The sequence below is a fragment of the Terrabacter sp. NPDC000476 genome (genome assembly GCF_040300125.1).
Taxonomy (GTDB): domain Bacteria; phylum Actinomycetota; class Actinomycetes; order Actinomycetales; family Dermatophilaceae; genus Terrabacter.
The window spans coordinates 559312-572751 of the sequence record NZ_JBEPDF010000003.1 but is presented as its reverse complement, the minus strand read 5'-3'; the positions used below and the strand labels follow the sequence as shown (position 1 = coordinate 572751).

Annotated in this window: 10 protein-coding genes; 2 read left to right on the top strand and 8 right to left on the bottom strand. The window is 74.5% G+C overall.

The features are described from left to right. Positions 1-47 precede the first annotated feature (47 nt). On the top strand, positions 48-1037 hold the full coding sequence (locus tag ABT295_RS18585; protein ID WP_352395878.1) for a malate dehydrogenase: 990 nt from the start codon (positions 48-50) through the stop codon (positions 1035-1037). A gap of 103 nt (positions 1038-1140) precedes the next feature. Here ABT295_RS18585 and ABT295_RS18580 read toward each other — a convergent pair whose 3' ends face one another. From ABT295_RS18580 to ABT295_RS18565, 4 genes are all read right to left on the bottom strand, one after another. Continuing rightward, positions 1141-1461: a DUF3017 domain-containing protein gene (locus tag ABT295_RS18580; RefSeq protein ID WP_352395877.1), complete on the bottom strand. Its 321-nt coding sequence runs from the start codon at positions 1459-1461 to the stop codon at positions 1141-1143. A 10-nt stretch (positions 1462-1471) separates the two neighbouring features. After that, the gene (locus ABT295_RS18575; protein ID WP_352395876.1) at positions 1472-2326 is read right to left on the bottom strand and encodes a bifunctional methylenetetrahydrofolate dehydrogenase/methenyltetrahydrofolate cyclohydrolase; all 855 of its coding nucleotides are present in this window, start codon (positions 2324-2326) and stop codon (positions 1472-1474) included. Positions 2327-2365: 39 nt separating this feature from the next. Beyond that, positions 2366-3625, bottom strand: a complete 1260-nt coding sequence (locus ABT295_RS18570; protein WP_352395875.1) for an NAD(P)/FAD-dependent oxidoreductase — start codon at positions 3623-3625, stop codon at positions 2366-2368. 71 nt (positions 3626-3696) lie between these two features. Next, positions 3697-4179, bottom strand: a complete 483-nt coding sequence (locus ABT295_RS18565; RefSeq protein WP_352395874.1) for a MarR family winged helix-turn-helix transcriptional regulator — start codon at positions 4177-4179, stop codon at positions 3697-3699. Positions 4180-4245: 66 nt separating this feature from the next. Between ABT295_RS18565 and ABT295_RS18560 the strand changes: the two genes are divergently transcribed. Next, the gene (locus tag ABT295_RS18560) at positions 4246-5394 is read left to right on the top strand and encodes a phosphotransferase (protein ID WP_352395873.1); all 1149 of its coding nucleotides are present in this window, start codon (positions 4246-4248) and stop codon (positions 5392-5394) included. A 75-nt stretch (positions 5395-5469) separates the two neighbouring features. Here the strand turns inward: ABT295_RS18560 and ABT295_RS18555 are convergent, their stop codons facing one another. The 4 genes from ABT295_RS18555 to ABT295_RS18540 all read right to left on the bottom strand — a co-directional run bounded on the left by ABT295_RS18555 (position 5470) and on the right by ABT295_RS18540 (position 13430). Continuing rightward, a complete protein-coding gene (locus ABT295_RS18555; RefSeq protein ID WP_352395872.1) occupies positions 5470-7497 on the bottom strand; it encodes an ABC transporter ATP-binding protein in 2028 nt (675 codons plus the stop codon). Beyond that, entirely contained in the window at positions 7494-9464 is a 1971-nt protein-coding gene (locus ABT295_RS18550; RefSeq protein ID WP_352395871.1) for an ABC transporter ATP-binding protein, read from the bottom strand. The genes ABT295_RS18555 and ABT295_RS18550 overlap by 4 nt, the downstream gene beginning before the upstream one ends. Before the next feature lie 73 nt (positions 9465-9537). After that, on the bottom strand, positions 9538-12573 hold the full coding sequence (locus ABT295_RS18545; RefSeq protein ID WP_352395870.1) for a bifunctional FdrA/YlbE family protein: 3036 nt from the start codon (positions 12571-12573) through the stop codon (positions 9538-9540). Next, a complete protein-coding gene (locus tag ABT295_RS18540) occupies positions 12552-13430 on the bottom strand; it encodes an oxamate carbamoyltransferase subunit AllH family protein (RefSeq protein WP_352395869.1) in 879 nt (292 codons plus the stop codon). The genes ABT295_RS18545 and ABT295_RS18540 overlap by 22 nt, the downstream gene beginning before the upstream one ends. Positions 13431-13440 lie beyond the last annotated feature (10 nt).

Sequence of the window (13440 nt, the reverse complement as noted above, 5' to 3'; positions counted from 1 at the left end):
CTGGTAGCGTCGGAGCGTCCAGCGCCACCGATGTGAAGGGCCTTCCTGTGAGCACAACCCCCGTCAAGGTCGCCGTCACCGGCGCCGCCGGCCAGATCGGCTACAGCCTCCTGTTCCGCATTGCGAGCGGTGCCCTGCTCGGGCCCGACACCCCGGTGGAGCTGCGGCTGCTCGAGATCACCCCGGCGCTCAAGGCGCTCGAGGGTGTCGTCATGGAGCTCGACGACTGCGCCTTCCCGACGCTCGCCGGCGTGCAGATCGGCGACGACGCGACGAAGGTCTTCGACGGCGTCAACCACGCCCTCCTCGTCGGCGCGCGCCCGCGCGGCCCCGGCATGGAGCGCGGTGACCTCCTCGAGGCCAACGGCGGCATCTTCGCGCCCCAGGGCAAGGCCCTGAACGAGGTCGCGGCCGACGACATCCGCATCACCGTGACCGGCAACCCGGCCAACACCAACGCGCTCATCGCCATGAGCAACGCCCCCGACATCCCGACCGAGCGCTTCTCGGCCCTGACGCGACTCGACCACAACCGCGCGATCAGCCAGCTCGCCGCGAAGCTCGGCGTGCCGGTCACCGAGATCAGGAAGATGACGATCTGGGGCAACCACTCGGCCACGCAGTACCCCGACCTCTTCCACGCCGAGGTCGGCGGCCGCAACGCCGCCGAGGCCGTGGGCGACCAGGACTGGCTCGCCGGCACCTTCATCCCGACCGTCGCCAAGCGCGGCGCGGCGATCATCGAGGCCCGCGGCGCCAGCTCGGCCGCGTCGGCCGCGTCGGCGACCATCGACCACGCCCGCACGTGGGTCGAGGGCACCGCCGAGGGCGACTGGGTCTCCATGGCGGTCCGCTCCGACGGCTCCTACGGCGTGCAGGAGGGGCTCATCTCCTCCTTCCCCGTCACGGTCCATGACGGCCGGTGGAGCATCGTGCAGGGCCTCGACATCGACGACTTCTCCCGCGGCAAGATCGACGCGTCGGTCGCCGAGCTCGCCGAGGAGCGCGACGCCGTCAAGGGTCTCGGCCTCATCTGAGCCGCACCACCTGAACACCCAGCGCGAGCGCCGGTCACCCCAGCGGTGGCCGGCGCTCGCGCGTTCGGGGCCACCGGCATACGGATGCGGCCGGCACCGCGGGTCAGCGCGTGGAGAGGTCCTCGGTGACGCGCGAGGGCACGTCGGCCGCGACGTTGACCGTCGCCGAGGCGATGAGCACGCCGGCGCCCAGGGCGAGCAGGATGACGACGTCGAGCGCCCGGGAGCGCACGGTGAGACCGCCGGCCCTGCGCGCGGGGCGGGCGACGAGGCGGATGCTCGCGCCGACGAGGAACGCGGCCGCCACGATCCGGCCGCCCCACCGCACGTCGACGAAGGCGATGACGAACACCCCGGCCGCCGCGACGGCGGCGACGAGGTACCACCAGCTGAGGACGACGAAGCCGCTCCCCCGCCACTGCATCAGGGGCCGCTCAGGCGCCGGCGGCGAGCGAGGCCTCGGCCGCCTCGACGATGTTGGTCAGCAGCAGGGCGCGCGTCATCGGGCCGACGCCACCGGGGTTGGGGCTCACCCAGCCGGCGACCTCGGCGACGTCGGGCGCGACGTCACCGGCGATCTTGCCGTCGACACGGCTCACGCCCACGTCGAGCACCGCGGCACCGGGCTTGACCATCTCGGCCGTCACGATGCTCGGCACCCCGGCGGCGGCGATGACGATGTCGGCCTGGCGCACCTCGGCCGCGAGGTCCTTCGTGCCGGTGTGGCAGAGCGTCACGGTCGCGTTCTCGCTCTTGCGGGTGAGGATGAGCCCGAGCGGTCGGCCGACGGTGAGGCCTCGGCCGATGACGACGACCTTGGCGCCCGCGATCTGCACGTCGTGCCGGCGGAGCAGCTCGATGCAGCCCATCGGGGTGCACGGCAGCGGCGCGGGCTTGCCGAGCGCGAGCCAGCCGAGGTTCATCGGGTGCAGGCCGTCGACGTCCTTGCCCGGGTCGACGCGCGAGAGCAGCGCCATCTCGTCGAGCCCGGTGGGCTGCTGGACGAGGAAGCCGGTGCACCCGGGGTCGGCGTTGAGCTCGTCGATGACCGCCTCGACCTCGGCCTGGGTGGCCGTGGCCGGCAGGTCGCGCCGGATGCTCGTGATGCCGATCTCGGCGCAGTCCTTGTGCTTGGCGTTGACGTACCAGTGGCTGCCGGGGTCGTCGCCGACGAGCACCGTGCCGAGCCCGGGCACGACGCCCTGCTCGCGCAGCCGGGCGACCCGCTGGGTCAGCTCGACCTTGATCGCCTTGAGGGTGGCCTTGCCGTCGAGGATCTGTGCCGTCACGCAGGCCATCCTGCCATCCCGGTCACCGGCCTCCCCACCTCAGGTGAGCTCCGACAGCGCGACGTCGGGGTCGGCGAGGCGGTCGCGCTCGACGACGGTGCGGTCGCGCACGAGCCGCTGCACGTCGTCGATGGTGTCCCAGACGTTGACGTGCATGCCGGCGAGCACCCGCACGCCCTCGCCCTCGGGCACGACCCAGAACGCCATGAACTCGTTGTCCGACGGCTTGCCGCGCAGCACGACCTCGGCGTCCGTGCCCCGCGCGACGTGGCCGGCGTACTCCAGCCCCACGTCGTACTGGTCGGAGAAGAAGAACGGCACCGGGTCGTAGGTCACGTCCTGCCCAGCCATCGACCGGCCGGCCGCCAGGCCGCCGTCGTTGGCGTTGGCCCAGTGCTCGACCCGCACGTTGGTGCCGAGCGTGACGCTGCGCCAGCTCGCGACGTCGCCGGCCGCCCACACCCCGTCGGCGGCCGTGCGCAGCGAGGAGTCCGTGACGATGCCGTTGTCGGTGCGGATGCCCGCCCCCTCGGCCAGGCCGGTGTTCGGGGTGATGCCGACGCCCACGACGACGACGTCGGCGGGCAGGGTGTCGCCGGACCTCGTGACGACCCCGGTCACGGCGCCGTCGCCCTCGATGCGCTCGACGCCCTCGCCGAATCGGAACTCGACGCCGTGGCCGCGGTGCAGCTCGGCGAACCACGCGCCCACCTGCTCACCCATGACCCCGAGGAGCGGGGCGGCCTGCGGCTCGACGACGGTCACGGGGCACCCGGCCTCGCGCGCGGCGGCCGCCACCTCGAGGCCGATCCAGCCCGCACCGACCACGACGACGCGCGCGCCGTCGGTGAGGCGGGCCTTCAGCGCCTCGGACTCCTGCATCTCGCGCAGGTAGAGCACGCCGTCGAGGTCGGCCCCGGGCACCTCGAGCGCGCGGGCGGACGAGCCCGTCGCGAGCAGCAGCCGCTCGTAGGTGAGGACGGTGCCGTCGGAGAGGGTGAGCGTGTGCGCCTCCGCGTCGAGCGAGGTGGCCGGCGTGCCGAGCCGCAGCTCGACGTCGTGCTCGGCGTACCAGTCGCGGTCGTGCGTGTAGGCCGACTCGAGCTCGTCGTCGCCCTTGAGCGCGCCCTTCGACAGCGGCGGACGCTCGTAGGGCAGCCGGTCCTCCTCGGTGACGAGCACGATCGAGCCCGCCGTGTCGCTCTCGCGGATGCCCTCGATCGCCTTCGCTGCCGCCAGTCCCCCGCCGACGATGACGTATGCCGTGCGCTCCGGCCCTGCGGTCGTGTCAGTGTCCATGCCTCACCCTCACACGAGGACGAGCCACCGTCGAGAGGCGCCGGTGCCCGTGGACGGGGTGCGGGTGGACGTCACCACGTGACCTCGCGTCCCAGCTCGCGCATCGTCGCCAGCATGTCGTCGAACCGGCGCCGGCCGACCTGGGCGCGGAGGCGGTCCTCGGCCCCCGCGATGAGGGCCAGGGTCTGGTCGGTCACGGCGTCACCGGCCGCCGTGCGCCGCACCCACCGCACCCGGCGGTCCTCCTCGCCCGGACCGCTCCGCACGAGCCCGAGCTCCTCGAGCGCGTCGACGAGCTGACCGACGGCCTGCTTCGTCACGCCCGCGCGTGACGCGAGGTCGGTGACGCGCAGGCCCTCGCGCGGGATCATCTGCAGCAGCCGGCCACGCCGACCGCCGAGTGCCGCCAGGTCGGGCGGGGCGATGGCCCGCATCTCCCGCGACAGCCGCCGTCCCACGGCCTCCGACCAGCGGAACAGGTGGTCGGGCAGGTCGTCCGCGACCTCGCCGGCGGGGGCGGCGGGGGCGGCGGGAAAAGGCTTGTCGGGTGCCACACCGCGAGCCTATCCTCGAATTGGTCAAGCACCTTTACTTCTTCGGAGCACGTCCCTGGAGGGTCCATGGCAGTCGACATCGCCGGGGTCACGGCCCGGCTGGCAGCGGTCCCCGACCACGCCGTCACCCTCTCGTCGATCGACTACGCCTGGGGTTCGCCCGCCACGGCCGGGCTGTGGCACGCCTCGGCCGTGCACCCGGACGGCGCCGAGGCGACGTACTTCGTCAAGCTGCTGCGCCACCCCCGGCTCTGGCCGGGCCTCGGCCAGATCCCCGAGGGGCCCCTGCGCGAGCACTTCGCCTCGAGCTTCCCGTGGCGCTTCGAGCTCGAGATGGCGCTCTCGGGCATCGGGGCGGTGCTGCCCCCGGGCCTGCGACTGCCGACCCTGCACCACCACGAGGAGTTCGACGACCACCACGTCGGGCTCTGGTGGGAGTTCGTGCACGAGCGGCGTGGGCCGTGGTCGGTCGCCGAGTTCACCCACGTCGCACAGCTGCTCGGCCGGCTGGCCGCGCGCCGCCGCGCCGGAGCCGCCGCCAACGACGCCCTGCCCGACGCCTGCCGCATCCCCGACGGCGCCGCGCTGCGCTACCTCGTCGAGGGGCGCGTCCTCCACGGCGCCGGTGCCGACCTCGCCGACGACGAGCTGTGGCGGCACCCGACGCTCGACGAGGCCGTCCGGACCACCGGTGGACCAGACCTGCGCGACGAGCTGCGGCGCCACCTGCCCCTGCTGCACGAGGTCCTCGACGAGCTCGACGCCCTCCCCCAGACGTATGCCCACGGTGACGCCAGCGTGCAGAACCTGCTCATCTGCGACGGCGAGGACGACGTCGTCGTCATCGACTGGGGGTTCGGCTCCCCGCTCGCCGTGGGCTTCGACCTCGGGCAGCTGCTCGTCGGACCCATGCACGCCGGCCTGACGCCGGCCTCCGAGATCGAGCGGATCCACCCGGCGATCCTCGAGGGCTACCTGCAGGGCCTGGCCGTCGAGGGCTTCGACGTCGACCCCGAGGACGTCAACTTCGGCTACCTCGGCTCGCTCTTCGCCCGCTCGCTCTTCACGGCCCTGCCGGTGGCCGAGCTCCGCGGCTCGGACTCAGCCACGCTGCGCCGCTCGGTGCACGAGCGGGTCGCCCTGACCCGGGCCCTGCTCGAGCTGACCGGGCCGGTCGTGCGCGACCGGCTGGCCCGCAGCCGCGCCCGCGCCTGACCGGGCGTCGGGACGGCAGGGCGGGACACGGCATACGGGCGCGGCGGACGCGTGCGGCGGGCGCGGGCGCCGTCGTCAGGACGTCCAGGCCCGCCACAGGGCGGCGTACTCCCCGTCCTGGGCGACGAGCTCGTCGTGGCTGCCGAGCTCGGCGATCCGCCCGTCGATGACGACCGCGATGCGGTCGGCGTCGTGCGCGGTGTGCAGCCGGTGCGCGATGGCGACGACGGTGCGGCCGGTCATCAGCGCGTTCATCGAGCCCTCGAGGTGACGGGCGGTGCGCGGGTCGATGAGCGAGGTCGCCTCGTCGAGCACGATGGTGTGCGGGTCGGCGAGGATGAGCCGGGCCAGGGCGATCTGCTGGGCGCGACCCGGCGTCAGCGCCTGGTGTCCCGAACCGAGCTTCGTGTCGAGCCCCTCCGGCAGTCGCTCGACCCAGTCGAGCGCGTCGACGGCGCGCAGCGCGTCGCGCACCTGCTCGTCGGTGGAGCCCTCGCGGGCGAGCACGACGTTGTCGCGCACCGAGCCGATGAAGACATGGTGCTCCTGGGTGACGAGGGCGACCTCGGTGCGCAGCACGTCGAGGGGCAGCGACGTCAGCTCGACGCCCCCCACCGCGACCGAGCCGGTGCGCGGGCCGTGGATGCCCGACAGGAGGCGACCGAGCGTCGACTTGCCCGAGCCGCTCGGCCCGACGACGGCGAGCCGCTCGCCGGTGGTGAGGGTGAGGTCGATGCCGTGGAGCACGTCGTGGTCGGCGCGGTAGGCGTAGCGCAGGTCGCGCCCGACGAGGTCGGGGCCGGCCGGCAGGTCGTCACCGGCCTCGCGGTCGGGAGGCACCGTCGCGATGCCGAGCAGGCGCGTGGTCGAGGCCATGCCGACCTGCACGCGGTCGACGGTGTGCACGAGCATGTCGAACGGGCCCCAGAGCGCCTCGGTGTAGAGGATGGCCGTCGTGATCTGGCCGAGCGTGGCCCAGCCCTGCGTGTAGCCGATCGCGCCGAGGAGCAGCACGAGCACGCGCGGCGTGCTGAAGGCGATGTCCATGACGGCGAAGAGCAGGTTGCGCATCGTCAGCGTGTAGCGCTCGGCCTGGCCCGACACCTCGATGTCGTCGTCGCCGCGACGCAGGCGGTGGCTGCGCAGGCCCAGCGCCTCGACGGTGCGGGCGCCCTCGACGGTCTCGGTCAGCGTCGTGTTGATGCGGGAGTAGGTGCCGCCCTCGGTGAGGTAGCCCTTGGGGGCGCGCTGCAGGTAGCGGCGCACCTGGATCAGGGCCAGGCCCATGAGCACGATCGACGGCGCGGAGAGCAGCGCCGAGTTGCTGAGCATCGCGACGAGCGTCAGCACCACCGTGATGCTCGCGACGATCGACTCGGGCAGCGCCCAGCGCACGCTCTCGCTCATGGTGCCGACGTCGCGGGTGACACGCGTGACGAGGTCGCCGGAGCTCGCGCTCTCGACGCGCGAGAGCGGCAGGCGCAGGATGGCCCGCACGACGAACTCACGGGCGCTGGCGAGCACGCTCTGCCCCAGCACCGCCGAGGAGATCTTCGCGGCGAGGGTGAAGGCGCTCTGCACGACGACGAGCCCGGCCACGACCAGGGCGGCCGAGTTCGCCCCGGCGAGAGCGGCGTCCACGCGCCCGGCCTGGACGTCGGCGACCGTCGAGTCGACGAGCTCGCCGAGCAGCCGGGGCACCAGGAGGCCGGCCGTGGCGGCGAGGGCGTTGGCGAGCACGACGACCACGACGAGGCGGCGCTCATCGGAGAGCAGCCGCCCGACGAAGCGCACGACCCGCCGGTTGTCGGCGATGGGCAGGCCGGTGCGGGCGTTCATCGTGTCGGCGACGAACTCCTGGGCCCGGCGCTCGCGCAGGAGGTGGCGCCGGCGCAGGGCCACGATGCGCTCGCGCACCGGGACGTCGGTGGGCGGTCGCAGCTCGTCGGGCACGGCGGGTGGCGCGGCGGGTGCGTCCCACGTGCGGGCCGACTCGGCCGCGAGCTCGGCAGGCAGGTCCGGCGACAGGGTCGGCAGACCCGCTGGGGCGCCGGAGGGCGGCGGGGAGCCGGCGGGTGACACGTGCTGGTCGACGTCGGTCATCGCAGCTCCTCCCGGTCGTCGTGGTGGACGGGGTCGACGTCGACGTCCCGCGGCCCGTGCGCGACGGGGGGCGCGGCGTCGAGGTCGGCCGGCTCCGGGCTCGAGCCGGCGGTCGCCTCCCCGCGCACGACGACGGACCGGTAGGACGCGGACTCGGCGAGCAGCTCGGCGTGGCGGCCGCGCGCGGTGGCGGCGCCGTCCTCGAGGAGGATGACCTCGTCGGCGTGGTGGAGCAGCAGCGGCGACGCCGTCATGACGACCGTCGTGCGACCCGCGCGGTGCGCGCCGAGGCGCTCGGCGATGCGGGCCTCGGTGTGGGCGTCGACGGCCGAGGTCGGCTCGACGAGCACGAGCACGTCGGGATCGGCCGCGAGCGCGCGCATGAGCACGAGGCGCTGGCGCTGGCCGCCGGAGAGGCCGCGGCCGCGCTCCTCGAGCTCGCCCTGCCAGCCGCCGGGCAGCGCGTCGAACACGTCGTCGGCGGCCGCCGTGTGCAGGGCCCGCTCGGCCTCCGCACGGCTCAGCCGACCCTGCGGGTCGATGGCCGAGCGCAGCGTGCCGGCGAAGACCTGGGGCGCGGTGTCGCTGACGAGGATGCGGGCGCGCACCTCGTCGAGCTCGACCCGGGAGAGGTCGACCCCACCGACGCTGACGCCCCACGGCTGCCGGGCGCGCTCCTCGTCGCGGCGAGCCTGCTCCTCGCGGGCCCGGGCGCGCGCCGAGCGCTCCCGGCGCGCGGCCCGGCCCTTGAGCTCCTCGGGGATCTCGTCGCTGACGAGGGCACCCTCCTCGCTCGGCAGGTAGCGTCCGAGCCGGTCGGCCAGGGCGGCCGAGTCGTCCGGCACGGCGGAGACGACCATGGTCAGCACGCCGGGGCGGATCGTCGCGCCCGACTCGGTGTCGACGATCTCGGCGGCCGTGTCGAGCGGCTGCGGCTCGTCGGGGTGCACCCACGGCGGGCGCTGCGACAGCACGGCGACGGCCTTGCGGGCCGAGACGACCGACCGCGTCCACTTCTGGGCGAACTCGACGAAGGTGCGCATCGGTTGCACGAGGAAGAGGCCGTAGCCGAGGAAGCTGACGAGCTGGCCGACCGTGAGCCGGCCCTGCGCGACCTCGCGCGTGCCCAGCCAGAGCAGCGCCACGACGAAGCCACCGGAAAGCAGCACGCCGACCGACTCGACGGCGGCGAGCCACCGGCCGGCCGACACCCCGGAGTGGCGCACGCGCTGGGACTGGGCGGCGTAGTTGCCGCCGAAGGTCTCCTCGCCGCCGATGCCGCGCAGGATGCGCAGCCCGCCGACGATGTCGGTCGCCATCGAGGTCAGCTCGGAGTTGCGGGAGCGCTCGACCCCCTGCCAGCGCTGCATGGGTCGCAGCAGGGGCGTGCCGAGGAGCACGAGCAGCGGCGCCGACACGAGCACGAGCACGCCCATGCGCACCGACGTCGTCAGCACGATGGCCGCGACGGCGAGGTAGGCGACGAGCTGCGAGAAGGCGCGCGTGCAGATCTCCATGAGGGCGCCGAACTGGTCTCCGTCGCTGCCCGAGACCGAGAGCACCTCACCGGTCGGCGTGCGGCGGGTCAGCACGTGACCGAGCTGCAGGGCCTTGCGGGTGACGAGCTTCGTCGTGCCGTAGAGGGCGATGAGCCACTCGCGGACGATGATGGTGTGGAAGACGATGCCGCTCGCCGCGCCGAGCGTGGTGACGACGGCGAGCGCGACGACCCAGCGCGTCGTCGCCGACGAGTCGCCGGTGACGATGCCGGTGTCGATGGCCCGCCCGACCATCCACGGCCCCAGCGTCTGCGGGACCATCCAGGCCAGCGCCGCGAGCAGCCCGGCCCAGAAGAGCACGCCGTTCTGGCGCACCATCCACCACAGGAAGGCCCGTGGGGTGCGCGTGTCGGGCACGTCGGCGCCCCGGTCGGTGTAGGCCCGGGTCTCGGGCGGGAAGTCTCGCATGGCGTGTCCACCCTAGGCGGGCGCACCGACACGCACCCACCCAATTTCCCCGGGGTGGGTGCGCGCCGTGTAGCTACCGCGCGGCCGCCTCGGCGAGGGCCGTGAGCGCCTGCGTGAAGCACTGCTCGGGGGGCGTCACGAGGCCCGCGCCGACCTGGCCCGTGCCGGCCACGCGCCCCGCCATACCGGTGTTGATCTGCGGCAGGATGCCGGTGCGCGCCACGGCCGCGACGTCGATGCCGGTCGGCGTGCCCCGGAACTCGAGGATCGGCACCTGGTAGGCCGTGTGCTCCCCGGCGGCGATCTCGTACATCGTCTGCGTGGCCCGCAGCGCGAACGGCACGTCGCCGCCGACGAACTTGACGATGGCGGGGGCGGCGGCCATCGCGAAGCCGCCGATGCCGGCCGTCTCGGTGATCGCGGAGTCGCCGATGTCGGGGTTCGCGTCGTCGGGGCCGTAGGAGCCGAGGAAGAGGCCCTCGGGCGTGTTCGCCGGTCCGGTGAACCACTCGTCACCGGTGCCCGAGACCCGGATGCCGAAGTCGGTGCCGTTGCGCGCCATCGTCGTGACGACCGACGAGCCCGGGATGCCGTGCGCCGCGAGGGTGCTCAGCTTGCAGGCCGGCATGCCGAGGTTGAGGAAGAAGTGCTCGTTCGCGCCGGAGAACCGCACGGCCTCCGCGATGTCGGTCGACGAGGCGTCGGCCGTGATCATCGTCGGCAGCAGCTCGCGCAGCAGCATGAGCGAGCCGGCCCGGTTGCGGTTGTGGCCCTCGTCGCCCATCTGGAGCATCTGGGCGATGATCGCCTTGACGTCGATCGGTCCCTGCTGCTCGACGCGGGCCCGCACGGCCTGCTGGAGGATCGGGCCGAGCACCGTGTTCATCCACGTCAGCCGCTCGATGACCTCGGGGCCGTAGGCGCCGTAGCGCAGCACCTTGCCGAGGCCCTCGTTGAGCGAGCACCACGACGTGTTGTCGTGCACCTCGTCGCGCAGCTCGTAGACCCACATCGACGGGCTCGTCACGCCGGCCATCGGGCCGACCGCGTCGCGGTGGTGGCACGGCTCGAGCGTGATGCCGTCGCCCTTCTCCAGCTTGGCCTCGGCCTCCTCGGCGGTCTCGGCGAGGCCCTCGAAGAGCATCGCGCCGATGAGGGCACCGCGCAGCGGACCGGAGGCCCGGTCGAAGGTGATCGGCGGGCCCGCGTGCAGGAACGTGCCCCGCTCCAGCCCGAGCACCTCGTGGGCCGGGCGCACGTCGACGAGGTCGGCGCCCGCTGCGGTCATGCGGCGCACCGCCTCCGCGTTGGCGGCGTCGCGCCGGGAGTCGGCGAGCACCCGCGCGAGGTCACCGGCCGTGCCGGCCATCGGCGGCTGCCACGCCGCCTCGGTCACCGAGACCGCCTGTGCGCGCAGGGCTTCGGAGAAGAGCGAGACGCCGGCGGCGGCGACGGACAGGTCGTGCGAGAGCAGCCCGTGCAGCCGCTCGCCCCCGGCCTCGGCCGCGGACTCGTCCTCCGTCGCGCCGGCCGCAGCGGCGCCTCCGCCCGTCGCGGGGGCAGCTCCAGCCGAGGAGGCGTCCCCACCGCTGGCCGAGGGGGCACCGGCCTCGTGGCCGAGCAGGCGCAGGGCCTCGCGCGTGGCCGCCGCGTTCGAGAGCAGGACGACGGCGCCCGCCTCGACGAGCAGAGCCGCGCTCTTCTCGAGCCCCTGGGGGTCGCCCTCCGAGCCCGTCAGCGAGACGACGACGTCGAGGCGCCGCCCGTCCCCGGATGCCGTGGCCCGCGCCGCGCGCACCGCCTCGGCGAGCTCCGGGGCCGGGTCGGCGTGGGCGCCGTGACCGAGCACGAGGTCGAGCAGGAGCACGCCGCACGTCGGGTCGGCAGCCTCGGCGGCGATCCGCTCGAGACGCAGCGAGGGGTCGATCATCGGGTGCGCGCGCCCGACCGTCATGGCGTCGTCGCCGAAGTCGAGCACGACGTGCCCGGCATCGCGCAGGTCGGCCCCGAGCGCGAGCTCGGGCCGGAGCGGGATGTTGGACCGGATGTCGCCGAGCACCGCGCCGGCGACGAGCATCGCCTCGTCGGCGAGCGTGCCTCCGCAGAAGAGGCCGCGCAGCGAGCTGCCCTGCGCAGCAGAGGTGTTCGACGTCTCGCCTTCAGGAGTCCCCCAGGACGGCCAGTCCCGCGGCACCTCGTGACCGGTGGCCGCGAGGGCCGCCTCGACGGCGGACGTCAGGTCGGGGCGACCGGCCCCGAGCGTCGCCCAGTGGACCGGCTTGCCCAGCCCGGCGGCATACGTCTCGAGGTCGGCGAGCACCTCGGGTGCCGGGGGCTTGGACACGACGACGATCGACGTCGTGTCGGGGTCGGCGGCGAGGGCCGCGAGCGCCTGCTTGGTCGAGCGCGCGGCGACGGCCGAGCTCAGGTCGCGCCCACCGACGCCGAGGCAGTGGCTGATGCCGACCCCGGCCGCGTCGAGCAGGCACATGACCTGCTGGGCGCCCGTGCCGGAGGCCGCGACGAGACCGACCGAGCCGGCCCGCACGACGTTGGCGAAGCCGAGGGCGACGCCGCCGACCACGGCGGTGCCGCAGTCCGGACCCATGACGAGCACGTCGGCCGCGGCGGCCGCCTCCTTGAGGCGCACCTCGTCCTCGACCGGCACGTTGTCGGAGAAGACCATCACCGAGACGCCGGCGCGCACGGCGTCGAGCGCCTCGGCCACGGCGTGCTCGCCGGGCACCGACACGAGCCCGAGCTCCGCGCCCGACAGGCGGATGGCCCCGCCGAGGGTGCGGGCAGCGGGCGCGTCGCCGAAGCCGCCGGAACCGCTTGCGGCAGAGTGCTTCTGGGTGAGCGCCGTCTCGAGCGCCGCCGTGCCGGCCGCGATGCCGGACTCGTCGCCGCGGATCGCGACGACGAGGTCGTTGGGCGCCGACTCGGGCACCTCGAAGCCCATGCCCCGGATCACCTCGAGGTTGAGCTCGGTCGCCATGGCGACCTGGGCGGCCTCGACTCCGGGCGCAGCGGCGACGGTGCGCGACACCTGCATGAGCGTCACGGAGTCGAAGTAGGCACCGGTTCTCAGCTCGACGTGGTCAGCCACGATGGGCTCCTTCCTGGGGGGGCGGGTTCGAGGGAGGCGTCGACGGCGCGGAGGGCACCGGAGACGCCGGAGAGCAGGTCACGACCGGACGAGTGCCCGATCGAGAGCACGCGGTCGACCAGTCGGTCGCGGTCGAAGAGGGGTGCGCCGCCGGCGGCGACGAGGCTGACGAGGCGCGCGACGTCCGGCACGGCATACCCGGCGCCGGCGGCCACGAGGAGGGCGGCCGAGAGGCTCGTCGTCGAGGGCAGCGCCTCGCGGACGGCGTCACGGAGGGAGCCGAGGGCGCGTCGCGGGGCGGGAGCGTCGACGGCGCCGAGCGTGAGCAGCACGCCGCAGAGCGCGTCGTCGCCGCTCGGTGTGAGCCCGCGGCCCACGCCGACGAGCCCGCGCACCCCCGGACCGACCGGCCGGCCGGCCAGCGCCGCGGCGGTCAGGTCGTGCGCGAGGTCACCGAGCACGCCCGGCTCGGGCAGGTGCACGGGCACCGCACCGACGCGCAGGAGCCGGCGACGTCTCGGGGCCACCGGCCGCACGCGCGCCGGACGCTGGGTGCGCGACGCGACGACCTCGAGCCCGGGCAGGACGACGCGGCCCTCGCCGACGACGGCGTGGTCGCCCGGCTCGACGCCCCACCGCACCGCGGCGGCCGGCACGGCGAGCCGCACCCCGATCGGCAGCGCCAGGGCGTCGGAGGCGAGCACGGCGAGGACGCGCTCGTGCGCGCCGAGGTCGAGGTAGACGCACGTCGGGAAGGCGGCCAGGACGCGGGCCCGTCGCGGCGCGCCGGTGACCTCGGTCAGCACGAGGGGCGACACCGCGCCGGGCCGCAGGGTCGTGCCGGGTCGCTCGCCCATCGCGCCTCCA

What these genes read in the sequence shown, in the direction of transcription:
- ABT295_RS18580 (WP_352395877.1), bottom strand. Translation starts at nt 1,461, where the DNA reads ATGCAGTGGCGGGGGAGCGGCTTCGTCGTCCTCAGCTGGTGGTACCTC.
- ABT295_RS18570 (WP_352395875.1), bottom strand. Translation starts at nt 3,625, where the DNA reads ATGGACACTGACACGACCGCAGGGCCGGAGCGCACGGCATACGTCATC.
- ABT295_RS18560 (WP_352395873.1), top strand. Translation starts at nt 4,246, where the DNA reads ATGGCAGTCGACATCGCCGGGGTCACGGCCCGGCTGGCAGCGGTCCCC.
- ABT295_RS18555 (WP_352395872.1), bottom strand. Translation starts at nt 7,497, where the DNA reads ATGACCGACGTCGACCAGCACGTGTCACCCGCCGGCTCCCCGCCGCCC.
- ABT295_RS18550 (WP_352395871.1), bottom strand. Translation starts at nt 9,464, where the DNA reads ATGCGAGACTTCCCGCCCGAGACCCGGGCCTACACCGACCGGGGCGCC.
- ABT295_RS18540 (WP_352395869.1), bottom strand. Translation starts at nt 13,430, where the DNA reads ATGGGCGAGCGACCCGGCACGACCCTGCGGCCCGGCGCGGTGTCGCCC.